Raw genomic sequence first — 16,120 nt, 5'->3', positions numbered from 1 at the left:
TTTAATGATTGCTATAGAGTACCACATTGACGTCTTTCGCGCCTTATTCAAAAAATTCGAACATAGACTTCGATATATTGCGCTATCTCTGTGGCAGGATTGTGAATAGAGTGTCAACAAGCAACGGGGCAACCCCCTTCAATCAAATGCAACAACAGGAATCACCCATGAGCAAAGTATTAGTTTTGAAATCCAGTATTCTGGCAGGGTACTCTCAGTCTGGTCAGCTGTCTGATTACTTCGTTGAACAGTGGCGTGAACAGCATTCCGCTGACGAAATCACCGTGCGTGACCTGGCTGCAAACCCAATTCCTGTGCTGGACGGCGAGCTGGTTGGCGCGCTGCGTCCAGGCGATGCACCGCTGTCTCCACGTCAGCAGGAAGCCCTGGCCCTGTCCGACGAGCTGATTGCCGAGCTGCAGGCGCACGACGTTATCGTCATCAACGCCCCAATGTACAACTTCAACATCCCTACCCAGCTGAAGAACTACTTCGACCTGGTGGCGCGCGCTGGCGTAACCTTCCGTTACACCGAGAACGGCCCTGAAGGTCTGGTGAAAGGTAAACGTGCGATCGTACTGACCAGCCGTGGCGGTATCCATAAAGACACCCCAACCGACCTGGTTGCACCGTACCTGAGCCTGTTCCTGGGCTTCATCGGCATCACCGACGTGAACTTCGTGTTCGCTGAAGGTATCGCTTACGGTCCGGAAGTGGCGACCAAAGCGCAGACCGATGCGAAAGCCGCCATCGACAGCCTGGTAGCAGCCTAAGATTTTGCCCTCTCACCGCCTGGTGGGAGGGTTTTTCTTTTCCCCCGCATTTCGTTATCATCCGCTCCCACTCTCCAGCCGGGCGGCCTGATGTCTGCGATTATTGATTCTTTTATAGCCCCACCGTGTCACGACGACATTCAGATCCTCTGGCAGGATGAACATCTGCTGCTGATCGATAAGCCTTCCGGTCTGCTCAGCCTCTCGGGCAAAAATCCGCAAAACCTTGATTCCGTCCATTATCGTCTGGTCCAGACGTTCCCCGGCTGCACGCTGGTACACCGTCTGGATTTCGGCACGTCCGGGCTGATGGTGGTTGCGCGCAATAAGGCCATCAACGCGGCGCTGTGCCAGCAGTTCAGCCAGCGCAGCGTGGAGAAGATCTACAGCGCCCTGCTTTGCGGCCATGTGGAAAACGACGAGGGAATAATAGACGCGCCGATTGCCAAAGACCCGGCGCTGTTCCCGCTGATGTCGATCTGCGCCCTCAACGGAAAACCCGCCCGCTCCCGCTATCGGGTGGTGGAACGGTTTTATCAGGGTACGGGACTGCCGTTAACGCGGGTGATACTTACGCCGGAGACCGGGCGAACCCATCAGCTGCGTATTCACTGTCAGCAGCTGGGGCACCCGATTCTGGGCTGCGATCTGTATGGCGGTCTTGAAGCGCCGGGGGCGGAGAAAACGCCCCGGCTGATGCTGCATGCAAGCGAACTGAATTTTATTCATCCCGTGAGCGGAGAGCCGGTTAACGCCCGTCACGCCGCCCCGTTCTGAATGCGGTTTACCACATCAAATCGTCAGGGATTTTGAAGTCCGCGTACGGATCGTCTTCGTCCTGCTCTTCCTGACTTAGCGCGCTGTTTAACACGATGCTGTCGGCATCGCGCTGGGCAATTTTATCGGCCACCACCGCCGGAATAATCGCGTATTCACAGTCGCCGCTGGCGTTGATGACCAGACGGGCAATCGCCAGACGGCCATTAATCAGCTGAGCCTGGGTTTGCTTGTCGACGTCGATTTTTTTGATCAGATTACCGTCGGTGAAGTTAAAGGTGATGTTACCTTTCGCCACGGTGATGCGGTTCATCTCAATCAGCTGCTTCACCTGTGCTTTAAACTCTTTCGCCAGCACGGCCTGCTTCTGCTGCTCGCTCAGCAGCTTGTCGCGCTCGATCTGCGCTTTCTTGTTCTCTTCTACCGCTTCCCGAGCTTCACGCGCCTGAACGCGTGATTTCTTTGCCGTGCGCTGCACTTTTGCCGCTTTTTTGCTGCTGACCAGGCCCGCTTTCAGCATCTGCTCTTGTAAGGTGAGTTTTGTCATGATCGTTTCTAAACCGGTTGGAAATTTTGGGGATTATAGCGGGAATTGCGGAGAGTGTGCCAGAGAAGTAGGCATGGCGCTTTGTCGCCTGAGCCTTGTTTATTATTTATTCAGCGTTTACTAACGTTATAGCCGCAAGAGTGATTAAAAATTGTCAGGTCATTTTCTTAAAAAAAAATGAGCAGTTCGTGAATATGATGCGGATTGAATAATTGCGATCGCTTCAGGCGTAGGCTGTTTTTTCTTATTAAGAGAATGAAAAAAATATGCCCTTAAAAGGAACAATGATGCTTAACGATAAGGATTCCGCATGTTTCGACTCTACCGGTCACATGATTTAACACGGCAATTAAACCCTGAAGATTTTCAATACATTCTTACTCCAGCAGGTTCACTGAAAGAGGCGTGTAAACATTATGATCTGTCTTATGAAGCAAACGGTCATAGCCTCTCTTTTGGTCTTCCCAAAAGAAAAAACAGCATATCTCCACATAAAAGACCCTATGAACGAAGGCAATGCAGCTACGCAGATCCCATTTATGATCAAGTAGAACGCGAACTTCAAATTGGCTGGCTTGTTGGAGTAGATACCTCCAGGCACTGGAGCAGCGACCGGAACCCGTTTTATATCGACAATAACGGCGAGCTAATTTTTACCCCTACTTCCTCATCGTGGCATGCATGGTATAAGGACGAAATCATGAGCGCTTACCGGAACGTTATTGCCGATCGGCAAGGCAGGAAGTCTGCTCCCACTCAACGGATGCATTATGATTATTACGGGCCAACAACTTCACCGTCGGGGAAAACGCTGAATAGTAAAGCTGTTGGTCGACTGCTCGCCGCTGGTGGGGTGTATAACGGCAATATTAAAGGTTTTCATGAAACCGCACAGCAGCTTGGTGGGGATGCCCCCGCGGGCTACGATCAAATCATGAACAACAAAGGGTTAATGATTGCGGGTGCCTCCATTGCAGCAGGATTGACAATTGGCAGGTTGAACCCTTTAAGCGAAATAGACGAAATATCGGGCCTCGGTAAGATACCAGCACTAGAAAACCCATATGTAAAAGGTTTCACCTCTGAGAATGGTACATTAGTGAATGCTGAACACGCCGTTATCGACCCAAAAAAACTCGCGGCTTATGCTTTAGATTCAACACATCCTACAGGGGGGCACAAAGCCAGGGTATTTGAATCAGCGCTGGGATACAACCCAACTAATGCAGATGTTTTAGCCGCAAGAATCAAGGAAGGCGTATTATCGGCCCCAGCCAAAGTGTTGCAGGCAAATAATTACGGCCAAACAATTGCTGTCGATATGTCCATTTTAGGCGTCAATGATGAAACAGCGATCGTGCGTACAGGTTGGATGTATGAAACAGACGCGTTAGTTCCTCGCCTGACAACCATATTTGTTAAATGAGAAAATACAAATGAAAAGAGCCGAATTAGACGTAGTGATTTTAGGCGAGGATTTACCGAATGAAGGACTGGTAAAAGGGACTATTGGTACGATTGTTATGGTTTTCAACACCCCTACGCGGGGCTATCTTGTCGAGTTTTGCGATGAGGAAGGAAGAACAATCGCAATGCCTGCTTTGCTTCCCGCTCAACTAAAGAGTTATTTCACTCCAGGTATCCTTAAAACACTGCTGGTTGACAATAATTTCCCGGTAGCCAACCCAGTAGATCCTGACGTAATGACAGACTTGATGTACAAAGCCGCCCCTGCTGAATGGGATGCTCAGAAGAGAAGAGTTTACCAGGATATCCAACGTCTGATGGTTAACCGGCTGGACTACACTGGTATGTTCGAAATCATGGATGGCCTTGAGTATAACGGTTTGACGCTGTACAGCCTGGTGGGGGCGGAGAACGGTGAACCCGTATGGTCGAATATCTACATTCGTAACTTTGAAATACGTGACAACGAAAGCTATGTTGATCCGAACCTTACTGACAAGGTACTCATTGGTGAAGATGGTATGACCGTGTTTGCCTACAACTTCACAGATGACTGTTTCGAGATCCGTGATAAAGCATCAATGGATTATGCCATTGAAACACATGCTAACCTCAGCGAATTGTTGTCCACGCTGATTGATACGTTGAGCTGAAATCCGCAACATCAATTGCTGGTTGTATTTTCAACCAGCCTATTGGATCGCATTAATAAGGAGGTATAACGAAAGCATTCCGATACCTCTTCTCTCACTGCCCTCTCCAGCCTGTGCGCAACACTGTTCATGAACTTCGCTCATGTTGCATTGAAATTAAGTCACTTCCCCTGCGCCGCGGGCTCAGGCATAAATTATGCATCGGTAACTTCTTAGCAACATGAACTTAGGATGCATAACCACAATGAGCAAAGCTTTCACATATACCCTTAAGCGCAGTTGCTTCGATGAAAATTACAACCCGTCAGAAAATACGCGTACGACCACCAACTTTGCCAACCTGGCGCGCGGGGAAAAGCGTCAGGAAAACCTGCGCAATACGCTGGTGATGATCAACAACCGTTTTAACGCCCTGGCGCGCTGGGATAACCCAAACGCCGATCGCTACGCGGTTGAGCTGGAAATCATCTCTGTCGACTTGAACATTGGCGCGGAAAAACCGTTCCCGGCCATTGAGATATTGCAAACCACGATTGTCGACAAAAAAAATAACCTGCGTATCCCTGGCATCGTCGGGAATAACTTCTCTTCTTACGTGCGGGATTATGATTTCAGCGTGCGCCTGCTGGAACACAACAAGAACCAGCAGCACTTCAGCATTCCGGAAAAGTTTGGCGAACTGCACGGCAATATTTTCCGCCACTTTGTCAATTCGCCGGAATACAAAGAAAACTTCAGCAAGGGTCCGGTGATCTGCCTGAGTGTCTCCAGCAAAGACACCTATCGCCGCAACGGTAACCAGCACCCGGTACTGGGCATTGAATATCAGCCGGATGGCGAGTCGCTAACGGAACAGTACTTCGCGAAGATGGGCCTGCAGGTTCGCTATTTCATGCCGGAGAACAGCGTGGCGCCTTTCGCGTTCTTCTTTACAGGGGATTTGCTGAGTGACTACACCGATCTGGAGCTGATTGCCACCATCAGCACGATGGAGACGTTCCAGAAAATCTATCGCCCGGAAATTTATAACGCAAACTCGGCGGCGGGACTGTGCTACCGACCGGATCTGAACCAGCAGGATCACTCCTTAACCAAAATTGTTTATGACCGGGAAGAGCGTAGCCGACTGGCGATTGAACAGGGTCGCTTTACCGAAGCGTACTTTATTAAGCCTTACCAACACATTCTTGAGCAGTGGTCTGATAACTACACGCTTTAATTCATCAAAAAAGGTCTTTTATTATGAAAACATTGCTCCCGACTTCTACGGCTGGCAGCCTGCCTAAGCCGACCTGGCTTGCACAACCTGAAACGCTGTGGTCACCCTGGAAATTACAGGATCAGGAACTCCTGGCGGGTAAACAGGACGCGCTGCGCCTGTCCCTGGATGAGCAGATCCGCGCGGGTATCGATATCGTCAGCGACGGAGAACAGACCCGCCAGCACTTCGTCACCACCTTTATTGAACACCTGAGCGGCGTGGATTTTGAAAATCGCCAGACGGTGCGCATTCGTAACCGCTACGACGCCAGCGTGCCGACCGTGGTTTCAGCCGTTGCGCGTCAGAAGCCGGTATTCGTGGACGATGCGAAATACCTGCGTCAACTCACGGACAAGCCGATCAAATGGGCCCTGCCCGGGCCGATGACCATGATCGACACCCTTTACGACGCGCACTATAAAAGCCGCGAAAAGCTGGCCTGGGAATTCGCCAAAATCCTCAATCAGGAAGCGCGTGAGTTAGAGGCCGCGGGCGTGGATATTATCCAGTTTGATGAACCGGCATTTAACGTCTTTTTTGACGAGGTGAACGACTGGGGTATCGCCGCGCTGGAACGCGCCATTGAAGGGCTGAAGTGCGAAACCGCGGTACACATCTGCTACGGCTACGGCATCAAAGCCAATACCGACTGGAAAAAAACGCTCGGCTCAGAGTGGCGCCAGTACGAAGAGGCCTTCCCTAAGCTGCAGACCTCTAATATCGACATTATCTCCCTGGAGTGCCACAACTCCCGCGTGCCGATGGATCTGCTGGAGCTGATCCGCGGTAAAAAGGTGATGGTCGGCGCGATTGATGTGGCAACCAACGCCGTTGAAACGCCGGAGGAAGTCGCCGATACGCTGCGTAAAGCGCTGCAGTTCGTCGATGCCGACAAGCTTTACCCGTCAACCAACTGCGGCATGGCCCCGCTTTCACGGCAGGTGGCTAACGGCAAGCTGAAAGCGCTCAGCGCCGGCGCAGAGATTATCCGCAAGGAGCTCGGCGCGTAATCCCTTACGTTTGCCAGTAGAGCGGCGTACCGAAAAACGCCACGTAATAATCAATCACCGCCCTGACGTTCAGGGGCGGATGACGTGCGTTAGGATAGATCGCCGCAATATTGAGTTGCTCCGTGTTGATGGCGCACGCCATTTCCGGCAAAAGGGCGACCAGCTCCCCCCGCTTCAACCTGTCGCCAATCAGCCAGTCCGGAAACAGGACGATCCCCATCCCACCCAGCGCGGCAATGAGCAGCGACTCCGCATTATTGGACGTCATTAGCGGCGCGACGGGATAATGCACCCAATTCTCCCCTTTGCGACGTACGAGCCAGCGGTTAGGCCCGGACGAACCGCGATAGACCAGACATTTGTGCTGGCTCAGCTCGGCCGGATCGGTCGGGACGCCGTGTTGACGCAGATACGCGGGCGACGCGGCGAGGTGGTAGCGCTGCTGCCCAAAAACACGGGCGTGGAACGTCGAATCCGTCAGCGTGCCGATGCGGAAGATGAGATCGGCGGCATCCCGGTGCGGGTCGATAAAGTCATCGGTCAGCGTCAGCTCAATGGTTAACCGTGGATAACGCTCGGCCAGACCTGCCAGTCCGGGCGCAACGTGTCTCTGTCCAAAAAATACCGGCCCATTTATGCGGACCGTGCCGGAGGGTTCGGTCGAACGTTCATCCAGCTCACGACGCGCCTCTTCGAAGTTATCGACCATCGCCCGGGCATAGCGGATAAACAAATGCCCGCTTTCCGTGGGGATCACCGCACGGGTATTGCGATAGAACAGCTGCTGGCCGAGCGCGTCTTCAAGCTGATGAACAATGCGCGACACCTGCGAGGCGGATATTCCCTCTCGTCGCGCGACGACGGAAAAGTTCTGCGTTTCATAGACGGCAATAAACAGCAGCAGTGAGCGAAGGTTCATGCTTCCGGCATCTGACATTAATGCATTTCCTGCAAAGGTGTTTCCTGCATTATGGCATTTTTCTCACGGGTCTACCGACGTAATCTTCTTCGCCTGAAAACGGAGGAAGCGTAATGCAGTTTGTTTTGATTTTACTGGTGATTGCCGGCGGGATGGGCCTCTCCGTCGAGGCGGGGCTACTGGGGCCATTAGGGGGAGAAGTGGGCGATTTATGGGCGACGTTCAGCATTTTTGGCGTCGGCGCCGCGCTGACGTTTCTGCTGATGCTGTTTTTCAGCCCGCGTAACAGCCCGTCGTTTTTCGCCCAGCCCGGCTGGCAGCTGCTCGGCGGCGTGCTTGGCCCTGTTTACGTGGTCATTCTGACGATCGCCACGCCGACCATCGGCATCGCTCTGACGATGATTGGCATTCTGGCTGGTCAGGTTTTTAAAAGCCTGATCATTGACCACTTTGGCCTGCTGGGTACACCGCACAGGAAGATAAACGCAAAACGTATCGTGGCGCTGGTTTTTATTATTGCGGCACTGGTTCTGGTCGCGCAGGGGTGATGATATGACGCTGATAATGATTCTCCTGGCCGTCTGCGGCGGCGCAACGCTGAGCATTCAGGCCGCGATTAACGGGCAGCTCGGCAGCAATGTCGGGGTATTTAAAAGCGCGTTTCTGACGTTTTCCGTCGGCGCGCTGATAACCGCCCTGCTCATTTTCTTCTTTGAACCGAAGCAGGCGGTCACGCTGCTGGACGTGCCGAAATGGCAGCTCATCGGGGCGATGTTCGGCGTGCCCTACATTGTGATCATGGTCGTGGCGGTGCAGCGCATCGGCACCGCCGTCGCCACGGTGGCGGTGATATTCGGCCAGCTCGCCATGAGTATGTTGATTGATAACTTTGGCTGGCTGGGCAATCCCGCCATTCCGTTTTCACCGAGCCGTCTGGGGGCAATTGTCTGCCTGGGGATTGCGCTTGTTTTCATTTACTCGGGCAGTAAAGCCCGCTCAGCGAGCACGGACATCCCCTCGCCCCTTCGGGGAGAGGGTTAGGGTGAGGGGAACATACCGCAGTGATGGTCATTCCGGTCACTTTACGTTCCCTGCGACTTTGTAAAGAAAAGCGTCACCGTGGCGACGGTGACGCCCAGCTTCTTCATCTCGGTTTTGTTAAACAGATGCGTCTCATCCTGCAAATACATCCAGTCGTCGAAGTTCAGTAGCCAGGTGCTGCCGTTGGCCTTCACGTTCATGCTGTAATGCCAGTTAAAGGCGTTGCCTGCAGCCTGCCCCGTGGCAACCCCTTCAATATCCCCTGCCGTTCCCTCGTAGCGGTCGTTCCCCACGCGCCGGATGTGCCAGACCCGCTGCTGCTTCTCGCCATCGTCGTAGACGAAGTGCTCGTTGAGCGTCAGCGTATCGCCGATAACGTCTCCGGCAATCTCAACGTGGAAACGGCGGATCTGCTTGCCGCTGCGATCCTGCACCATCCCCCACGCTTCGGTTTTGCCCTGGAAGTAGTGAAAGATATCAAGCCGCGGCTGCTGCTGGCGATACTCGGCCACCTCAGTGCTACAGCCCGCCAGCAGCATTGTGAATGCCAGCGCCATCATCAGGATACGTTTCATTTTTGGCCTCCGGTTAACTGCTGACGCAGCTCAGGATATTGCGTGCGGGGATCGAGCCAGATGGCCAGAAAACGGGTGCTGAACGCTTCCGACTGGCGCGGTCCGAGTGGAATAAAGGATGTTTGCGCCGCTGACGCGCGATACCAGAACTGCCCCTGCTTTTCGTTGAGAACAAACGCCAGCTGTGAGCCCGGGCGGACATCCGGCCAAAGGGACTGGAGCATCCGCAGCCAGGCTTCGCTTTGCGGTTCCTGGGCCAGTATCCCCTGCGCCTGCCACTGGTCGCGGGTCGCCTCAACCAGTTCATCGCGATCGATGTCCCGCGCATAGGTAATAATGAGCGCCTGATCCTGGTCCCGGCTGTAACGGCCGTCCGGGGTGCGCAGCTGGGAGGTGTAGACGGTGAAAGGTCCCCAGGTGAGCGTGGCGTCACCCACCTTCCGCCAGGCAAGCCAGTCGGCGGCCTGCGCAACCGGAACAACCAGCGTCAGCCAAAGCAGCAAAACCACAGATCTCATTTTTGTCTCCCCATCAGCAGGTGGAAAAACAGCATCAACACCAGCCAGCCCGGCGCCATCCAGCTGACGACGATAAAGGTCGGTTCCAGAAACGTGATGCCCCCCAGCCGCTCTCCGAACAGGTAGGCCACCGGCCCGCCCACGGCGGCCAGCAGGGTCAGCAGCCAGCCGGGTAGCGTGGTGGTGCGCGTCAGCTGCGTCCAGACCGTGGCAAACATCAGCCACAGTGCCACCATCCATAACGGCATCAGGGACTCGCCCGTAAAGGCAATCAGCCCGGTCAGGGCCCAGAGTGCGTCCAGCAGACTGCCCGCCGCGGCCAGCCCAATGGCGTAAAACCGGTAAGCAGGCGGCAAGAGCAGGCACGCCAGGATCGCCAGCGCGAGCCAGATAATCAGGCCCTGTTCGCGAAAGAGCACCACCAGCGCCCAGTAGAGATCGAACGCGACGGCGAGCAGGAAGACCTGAAGGTAACGTCTCATACGCGCTCGGCGGTCAGCTGCACCACGCTGATGGTGCGAGCGTTAAACCCGGCCTCACAGTAGCCAAAGTAGTACAGCCACATGCGGCGGAACCGTTCATCGAAGCCGAGCTTTTCAATCTCCTGCCAGGCGTGGACAAAGCGCTGCCGCCAGTGGGCCAGCGTGCGGGCGTAGTCGGGGCCCATGTCGAAAAGATTGCGCACCACGAAATCGGTGTGGCGCGTCATCAGCTCGTTCATCGCGGTAATGCTCGGCAGGAAGCCGCCGGGAAAAATGTAGCGCTGGATAAAATCGACGCTTTTGCTGTAGTCGCGATAGCGCTGGTCCTGAATGGTAATGGCCTGAATCGCCATCCGTCCTCCGGGGCGCAGCCGCGCCTGGCAGGTGCGGAAAAACGTGGGCAGATAGCGTTGCCCGACGGCTTCAATCATCTCAATTGAGACCAGCTTGTCGTACTGTCCGGTGAGGTCGCGATAGTCGCAGAGCAGTACCTCAACGCGATCCTGCAACCCGGCGCGGGCGATCCGCTCGGTCGCCCAGCTATATTGCTCCTGCGACAGCGTGGTGGTCGTTACCCGACAGCCGTAATGACGCGCCGCGTATTCCGCCATCGCGCCCCAGCCGGTGCCTATTTCCAGCAGGTGGTCACCCGGGTTTAGCGCCAGCTGATCACACAGCCGTGCCATTTTGGCCCGCTGAGCCGCCGTGAGATCCTGCTCGTCACCAGTAAACAGCGCGCTGGAATAGAGCAGCTCCTTATCCAGAAAATGGGCATAAAAGGTATTGCCCAGATCGTAATGGGCGGCAATATTTTCGCGCGCCTGCATGCGGGAGTTACGCCGGGTCCAGTGGCGTATCCGCTCCAGCGGCCTGCCGAGCAGACGGAACCCGTTTTCCAGACGGCCAAGCACCTCGCCGTTGAGCGCGAGCAGCTCCAGAAGCGGCGTAAGGTGCGCAGTTTCCCATTCGCCGTCCATCCAGGCTTCTGCCGCAGCAAGGCTCCCGCCTGTTAACACGCGCCAGTAGACGCCGGGCGTGAGGATCTGCACGTCGGCGTGCAGCGCGGAGGATGTCTCGCCAAAATGAAAGGTCTGCGCCCCTTCACGCAGCGTGAGCGAGCCGCCGCGGATACCGCTTAACAGACGAAACAGCAGCCATCGCGCGATGCGGACGTTGCGCGGAATATCGGGTTCTAACGCAAAGACGGGATCGGTCATGAGCGTTCACTCCTGCTGACGGGATGGTTATACAGCGGCACGCGCTTGAGCCACAGGCGCAGCGCCTGCCAGTAAATGGCAAAAACGGTTTTCAGGGTCATGAGCGGAATGCGCAGCAACAGCGAGCGCAGCGCGGAGCGCGTCAAAGGCTCCCGGCGCAGCGCCAGCGTGGCGTCAAAAACCTTCGCTTCCTGATGATTTTCAATGTGCATATGCAGCGTGTTATCCGGGTCGTTAAAGCGCCAGTGGTAGATCATGTCCATCGGGTTGAAGGGGGAAACGTGAAACGCTTTTTCCGTCGGCTGCGCATCCTGTCCGTTGACGGCATAGTAATGACGTTCATTCCACGGCGTGTTGCGGACCTCCGCCAGCACCCAGCGCAGCGTTCCCTTCCCGTCGTAGCAGTAGTAAAAGTTGACCGGATTGAAATGAAAGCCGAAATAGCGCAGCTGCGTCAGGAGCATCACCCGCCCGTCCGGACGTTCCCCGGTCAGGCTCTCCAGCCTGCTGAGCACGTTCTCTTTAAGCGGCGTGCCGAGCGGATAGTCAGCGTCGTGGAACGATGCGCCGGCAAAGCGATTGCGCCGCACGCCGACTGACGGCAGCAGCGGCAGTTCATCGAGATCCAGCCAGGCCATAAAGACGCTGTAGCTGAATTCATGGGTTTTCGGCTGAAGGCGGCGGTGGCGTAATACGCCGTGGTAGAGGCAGCTGTTCATCTCAGTTCCCCTCTCCGGCCGCTATCGCATTGACCACGTCCAGCGCGCTGCGCACGCCATCTTCATGAAAGCCGTTGTACCACCAGGCACCGCAGTACCAGCTCCGGTTATGACCGTTGATCTCGCCGCGCCGCGCCTGCGCCCGCCAGCTTTGCGGGTTAAACAGCGGATGTTCATAGACAAAGCGTTGCAGAACGAAGCGTTCATCCACCGGCGCGTCCGGGTTGAGGGTAACGCAGAATAGCGGACTGCCCGCAGGCAGCCCCTGCAGGATGTTCATGTTGTAGGTGACGCAGGCGCTGGCCTGCTCGTGAGCGCTCAGGCGGTAGTTCCAGCTGGCCCACGCGCGCCGCCGCTCCGGCAGCCAGCGCGGATCGCTGTGTAAAACGACCTCGTTGCGCTGCCAGCCGATATCGCCCAGCACCTCGCGCTCTGCGGGCGTCGGGTCATCAAGCATCGCCAGAGCGCTGGCGGAGTGGCAGGCAAAAATCACCCGATCGAAGGTATGGCTGCCGTTTTCAAGCTGAAGCGTAACCCCGTGCTCGTGGCGGCTCACCCGCTGCACCGGAGAATTGAGATGCAGATTCAGACGGTCGCCCAGCTTGTCGAGCATGGCGCGGATATACTCCCGCGAGCCGCCCGGCACCACGTACCACTGCGGGCGCTGGGTGATATCCAGCAGCCCGTGGTTCTGGAAGAAACGTAAGAAAAGCGGCAGCGGGAAACGCTTCATCTCCTGCAGCGACGAGGACCAGATGGCGGCCCCCATCGGCAGAATGTAGTGGCGCGCAAAAAACGGCGTGAAGCCGTGCTGTTCCAGAAACGTTTGCAGCGTGGCGTTCGGGTCCACCTCCCCGTCCAGCGCCTGTTTCGCCAGACGATTGAAGCGGACGATCTCCCCGAGCAGCCGCCAGAATGCCGGATTCACCAGGTTTCGGCGCTGGGCAAACAGCGACGTCAGGGTGTGTCCGTTGTACTCCAGCCCCGTCGCCGGGTTGTGCACCGAAAAGCTCATCTGCGTTTTTTGTCCACTGATGCCCAGCTCGCTGAGGAGGCCCATAAAGCGCGGATAGGTGCGATCGTTGTAAACGATAAACCCGGTATCAATCGCGTAGGTGCCCTGTGGCGTCGGGACGTCAACCGTTGCGGTATGGCCGCCGGGCGTGGCGCCCGCTTCAAACAGGGTCACCTGATGGTGCCCAGCCAGGCGCCAGGCGCAGGTCAGCCCGGCGATGCCGCTGCCGATAATCGCAATGTTCATGAACGCACCATCCTGCGCAGCAGCGCGCGCTGAAGAAACGCAGGCAGCCCGGAGAGCAACCGCAAAATAAAGCCAAACCCGTCAGGAAACGCGATATGCATTTTCCCTGCCGCCAGCCCGGTACGGATCGCCTTGACCGCCTCGTCGACGCTCACCCTGCCCGGCATGGCAAAGTCGTTTTTGCGCGTCAGCGGCGTATCAACAAAGCCCGGGGAGACCACCGTGACGGCAATTCCTTTTGGCTCCCAGTCCAGGCGCAAACTCTCGGCAAACCAGCTCAGGGCCGCTTTGGACGCGCCGTAGGCCTCTGCCCGTGGGAAAGGTAGCCAGTGGGCCATGGAACTCACCAGCACTACGCGGTTGCCAGCCGTCAGCTGGGGCTGCAGCGCGTCAAGACAGTTCACCGGGCCGAGGAAATTTGTCGCCATAACCCGCTCCACCAGCGCCGCATCCACCACGCCTCCATCGAGATATTCGCAGGTACCGGCGCAGAGAATAATCAGATCGGCGTAGCTGCCGGTCAGCGCCTGGCGACAGGCATCCCTGTCTGTCATATCGAACAGGCGAACGGTGAGATTGGGGCAGGTCTGATGCAGCGCTTCGAGGCGCGCCGGATCGCGTCCGCAGGCAATCACGTGGTAGCCGTCTGCGGCAAAGGATTTCGCCAGCCCGGCGCCAATGCCCGAGCTTGCGCCGGTGATCAGTACCGTTTTCATGATTTGACCCTCCGCTTCACGCCGCGTACCGCCCAGCCCAGCAGAGGAAGGTGTTCGTAGATCATCTCTCCCGCATCGTAGTAGTCGCGCTGGTGCGTGATGAGATCGTTTTCCGTGTCCACCACCGAACATCCCGGCAGTTCGAGCGGCTCTCCCCCGGCAATGCGCGGATGCGACCAGTGCATTACCCAGGTCACAGCAAACCGGTTCCCGCTGCACAGCGGCGTATCGATGGTAAAACGGCAATGCTCGACGTTGGCCAGCAGATGGGTGAAATAGCGCTGAAGCGCGAAAATCCCGTCATGCTCGCCAAACGGATCGATAAGCGTGGCATTCGAATGGTAAAGCCCCACCAGCGCGGACGGCGGCTGGCTATCCAGTGCGGCGTAGTACTCAACAAACCGACTCACGACAGAGGGCAAAGTGCTCATGGGTCACATCCTGGCTGTAAACAACGTGGCGTAATCGCATACTTAAAACTTACACAATTAACGTTATTTGTCCAAGTTTGTGGAGATTTATTTTTTATTTTAACTATATATCAATAACTTAATAACAGTAAAAAAGTGAGTTTTGTAGACCGGGTAAGGAGTGGCCGCCACCCGGCTTTAACTTTCAGGATTTCCTTAAGGCAAACTCGCCGGTCTTCTTCCAGGCTTATCCTTTTTATTCATAAGGATGCCTGCATGAAACGTTTCTTTCTCTCCCTATTCTCAAGCCCGGAATCCTTACTGCAGGTGATGAGCCAGCAGGAAATTATTGAAGCCGTCGAAGATGGCGATCGCATCATTATCGACCAGGACGGGAACGCCTCGGTGAACTACAAAAGCAACGAGGTGCGGCAGGATTTTCTGCGTCACGTCAACATGCTGAAGAGGGCCTGATATGGGAACGGCGATATTTATGGTGCTGATGGTATGCGGGTACTGGTACACCAGCCGCGACCTGTCGACCCGCTTTAAAATCAAGCGTTCATTTGGCTGGGACGTCTATTTTCTTGTGGCGCTGTACGGCTGTATTTTCGTTCTGCAGGGCGTGATTGCCACCGGTCTGCTCTGGCTGCTCCTGCTCGCCCTTTCTGCAGCCAACAACGCTTTTCACTTTGCCTCGCCGAAATATACCGACTGGCAAATCGACTTTATGAACTGGAGCTTTTTAGGCATTCAGGCGCCGGTGGTCGTGATGCTGGCGTTTGCCATCCTGTTTTGCCTCTACCGCTCTAACTGGGCAGGCAGCGCCAGGCTGGACGGCGAAAGCCGGAAAAAGCTCTACAAACGTCTGGCGCAGTCGAGCGGTATTGAACAGCTGCTGTATCAGTGTATGGAGCAAGGGGAACTGGCGCAGGTCACGCTGCGGTCGAGGCGGATTTACGTCGGCATGATCCACACCGCGACGCTGGAATATGAAAAAACGGCCAATATCGTGCTGATTCCGATGTTAAGCGGGTACAGAGATGCGAAGACGATGAACTTTCGCATCGAGAATAACTACAGCAAGTGGTATGCGGAGCATGACATCACGCTCGACTCCGAGCCCCGCAGCGCCATGTCATTCCGGAAGGTGATTTTACTCAATCAGATTGAGAGCCTCTCGCTGTTCGATCCCGCCAGCGCCAGCGCACTGTCGCTGGCACAGCGTGACGAGAGCTCTCGCTCTAAAGAGACATCCCCATAATCCTGATTATGCTCTGCTGTGATGCGGTTTCGAAAAGGACGTTCTTAACGCAGAGCATGCCCTGCTTCTGGTAGAACCGGTACGCTCCCGCGTTCTGCTCAAGCACTTCCAGCCAGAGATAGTCTTTTCCCCTGCTCCGGGCCATGTCGGTGATGCTGTTGAACATCACCTGGCCATAGTTCTTGCCGGTCTCGGTGGGATCGAGGTAGAGCTTGTTGAGGAGAACGCCCTTCTTGTCCGTTTCCGGGAGCAGGGCTTCCCAGGTCACTTTCATAAATCCCACTGGCCGAACGGTCTCGGCAACATACCAGGAAACAGCGTTATCTTTCAGGCTCTGTTCAAGTACGGAAAGCGCGTACTCGCCGTCCAGAAAATCCTTCATCTCTGCGTCTGACACCCACAGATGCTGAAAATGGGCGGGATAGATTCGGTATCCCAGCTCGCTTAATAGCGCGGCATCGGCCCCGGTGGCCTGTCGAATTCGAAGCGTCATAGAAAGTCTCCCTGGTA

The 16,120-nt window shown here is 55.7% G+C and carries 21 protein-coding genes; 10 read left to right on the top strand and 11 right to left on the bottom strand.

Annotated features, from left to right (window positions below; genetic code table 11):
- Positions 1–167 precede the first annotated feature (167 nt).
- Positions 168–773, top strand: a complete 606-nt coding sequence (gene azoR, locus EnteroDNA1_RS02650; RefSeq protein WP_059311330.1) for an FMN-dependent NADH-azoreductase — start codon at positions 168–170, stop codon at positions 771–773.
- Between the two features lie 90 nt (positions 774–863).
- Complete coding sequence (locus EnteroDNA1_RS02645; protein WP_064672459.1) at positions 864–1,550, top strand: RluA family pseudouridine synthase; 687 nt, start codon at positions 864–866, stop codon at positions 1,548–1,550.
- Between the two features lie 7 nt (positions 1,551–1,557).
- Here the strand turns inward: EnteroDNA1_RS02645 and EnteroDNA1_RS02640 are convergent, their stop codons facing one another.
- Positions 1,558–2,097, bottom strand: a complete 540-nt coding sequence (locus EnteroDNA1_RS02640; RefSeq protein WP_023311631.1) for a DUF2058 domain-containing protein — start codon at positions 2,095–2,097, stop codon at positions 1,558–1,560.
- A gap of 310 nt (positions 2,098–2,407) precedes the next feature.
- On the opposite strand from EnteroDNA1_RS02640, the gene EnteroDNA1_RS02635 reads away from it, so the two are divergent.
- From EnteroDNA1_RS02635 to EnteroDNA1_RS02620, 4 genes are all read left to right on the top strand, one after another.
- Positions 2,408–3,523 carry a DUF6883 domain-containing protein gene (locus EnteroDNA1_RS02635; protein ID WP_064672458.1) on the top strand — a complete coding sequence of 372 codons (1,116 nt, stop codon included), beginning with the start codon at positions 2,408–2,410 and terminating at the stop codon, positions 3,521–3,523.
- 10 nt (positions 3,524–3,533) lie between these two features.
- Entirely contained in the window at positions 3,534–4,217 is a 684-nt protein-coding gene (locus EnteroDNA1_RS02630) for a YrhA family protein (protein WP_064672457.1), read from the top strand.
- 244 nt (positions 4,218–4,461) lie between these two features.
- Complete coding sequence (locus tag EnteroDNA1_RS02625; RefSeq protein WP_045142958.1) at positions 4,462–5,436, top strand: DUF1852 domain-containing protein; 975 nt, start codon at positions 4,462–4,464, stop codon at positions 5,434–5,436.
- 23 nt (positions 5,437–5,459) lie between these two features.
- On the top strand, positions 5,460–6,488 hold the full coding sequence (locus EnteroDNA1_RS02620) for a methionine synthase (RefSeq protein ID WP_023311627.1): 1,029 nt from the start codon (positions 5,460–5,462) through the stop codon (positions 6,486–6,488).
- A 4-nt stretch (positions 6,489–6,492) separates the two neighbouring features.
- On the opposite strand, the gene EnteroDNA1_RS02615 is transcribed toward EnteroDNA1_RS02620, so the two are convergent.
- A complete protein-coding gene (locus EnteroDNA1_RS02615; RefSeq protein WP_033145466.1) occupies positions 6,493–7,425 on the bottom strand; it encodes a LysR family transcriptional regulator in 933 nt (310 codons plus the stop codon).
- Between the two features lie 95 nt (positions 7,426–7,520).
- Here EnteroDNA1_RS02615 and EnteroDNA1_RS02610 point away from each other — a divergent pair, with 95 nt between their 5' ends.
- Together EnteroDNA1_RS02610 and EnteroDNA1_RS02605 are read left to right on the top strand one after the other, a co-directional pair.
- Complete coding sequence (locus EnteroDNA1_RS02610) at positions 7,521–7,955, top strand: DMT family transporter (RefSeq protein ID WP_032657293.1); 435 nt, start codon at positions 7,521–7,523, stop codon at positions 7,953–7,955.
- A 4-nt stretch (positions 7,956–7,959) separates the two neighbouring features.
- On the top strand, positions 7,960–8,448 hold the full coding sequence (locus EnteroDNA1_RS02605; protein ID WP_069302788.1) for a DMT family transporter: 489 nt from the start codon (positions 7,960–7,962) through the stop codon (positions 8,446–8,448).
- Positions 8,449–8,489: 41 nt separating this feature from the next.
- Here EnteroDNA1_RS02605 and EnteroDNA1_RS02600 read toward each other — a convergent pair whose 3' ends face one another.
- The 8 genes from EnteroDNA1_RS02600 to EnteroDNA1_RS02565 are packed head-to-tail and all read right to left on the bottom strand — an operon-like array spanning position 8,490 to position 14,367.
- Positions 8,490–9,023, bottom strand: coding sequence for a DUF3833 domain-containing protein (locus EnteroDNA1_RS02600; RefSeq protein ID WP_033145464.1), 534 nt, complete (start codon positions 9,021–9,023; stop codon positions 8,490–8,492).
- Complete coding sequence (locus EnteroDNA1_RS02595) at positions 9,020–9,541, bottom strand: hypothetical protein (RefSeq protein ID WP_069302787.1); 522 nt, start codon at positions 9,539–9,541, stop codon at positions 9,020–9,022. Before EnteroDNA1_RS02595 ends, EnteroDNA1_RS02600 begins: the two co-directional genes overlap by 4 nt.
- Complete coding sequence (locus tag EnteroDNA1_RS02590; RefSeq protein WP_032657304.1) at positions 9,538–10,023, bottom strand: DUF2878 domain-containing protein; 486 nt, start codon at positions 10,021–10,023, stop codon at positions 9,538–9,540. The genes EnteroDNA1_RS02595 and EnteroDNA1_RS02590 overlap by 4 nt, the downstream gene beginning before the upstream one ends.
- On the bottom strand, positions 10,020–11,240 hold the full coding sequence (locus EnteroDNA1_RS02585) for an SAM-dependent methyltransferase (protein ID WP_069302786.1): 1,221 nt from the start codon (positions 11,238–11,240) through the stop codon (positions 10,020–10,022). Before EnteroDNA1_RS02585 ends, EnteroDNA1_RS02590 begins: the two co-directional genes overlap by 4 nt.
- Positions 11,237–11,959 (bottom strand): DUF1365 domain-containing protein, encoded by a 723-nt coding sequence (locus EnteroDNA1_RS02580; RefSeq protein WP_048981092.1) that lies wholly within the window; start codon positions 11,957–11,959, stop codon positions 11,237–11,239. Before EnteroDNA1_RS02580 ends, EnteroDNA1_RS02585 begins: the two co-directional genes overlap by 4 nt.
- A 1-nt stretch (position 11,960) precedes the next feature.
- Entirely contained in the window at positions 11,961–13,220 is a 1,260-nt protein-coding gene (locus EnteroDNA1_RS02575; protein WP_048981093.1) for an NAD(P)/FAD-dependent oxidoreductase, read from the bottom strand.
- Positions 13,217–13,936 (bottom strand): SDR family NAD(P)-dependent oxidoreductase, encoded by a 720-nt coding sequence (locus EnteroDNA1_RS02570; RefSeq protein ID WP_032657315.1) that lies wholly within the window; start codon positions 13,934–13,936, stop codon positions 13,217–13,219. Before EnteroDNA1_RS02570 ends, EnteroDNA1_RS02575 begins: the two co-directional genes overlap by 4 nt.
- Positions 13,933–14,367: a nuclear transport factor 2 family protein gene (locus tag EnteroDNA1_RS02565; protein WP_048977880.1), complete on the bottom strand. Its 435-nt coding sequence runs from the start codon at positions 14,365–14,367 to the stop codon at positions 13,933–13,935. The genes EnteroDNA1_RS02570 and EnteroDNA1_RS02565 overlap by 4 nt, the downstream gene beginning before the upstream one ends.
- Positions 14,368–14,622: 255 nt before the next feature.
- On the opposite strand from EnteroDNA1_RS02565, the gene EnteroDNA1_RS02560 reads away from it, so the two are divergent.
- Together EnteroDNA1_RS02560 and EnteroDNA1_RS02555 are read left to right on the top strand one after the other, a co-directional pair.
- Entirely contained in the window at positions 14,623–14,820 is a 198-nt protein-coding gene (locus EnteroDNA1_RS02560) for a hypothetical protein (RefSeq protein ID WP_023311615.1), read from the top strand.
- A gap of 1 nt (position 14,821) precedes the next feature.
- Complete coding sequence (locus EnteroDNA1_RS02555) at positions 14,822–15,610, top strand: hypothetical protein (protein ID WP_032657321.1); 789 nt, start codon at positions 14,822–14,824, stop codon at positions 15,608–15,610.
- Here EnteroDNA1_RS02555 and EnteroDNA1_RS02550 read toward each other — a convergent pair.
- Positions 15,591–16,103 carry a GNAT family N-acetyltransferase gene (locus EnteroDNA1_RS02550; protein ID WP_069302785.1) on the bottom strand — a complete coding sequence of 171 codons (513 nt, stop codon included), beginning with the start codon at positions 16,101–16,103 and terminating at the stop codon, positions 15,591–15,593. The two genes, EnteroDNA1_RS02555 and EnteroDNA1_RS02550, sit on opposite strands and share 20 nt — an antisense overlap.
- Positions 16,104–16,120: the final 17 nt, after the last annotated feature.

The organism is Enterobacter sp. HK169 (assembly GCF_001719105.1).
GTDB lineage: Bacteria > Pseudomonadota > Gammaproteobacteria > Enterobacterales > Enterobacteriaceae > Enterobacter > Enterobacter asburiae_B.
The sequence above is the reverse complement of the archived record's forward strand: the minus strand, read 5'-3'. Positions and strand labels throughout refer to the sequence as shown.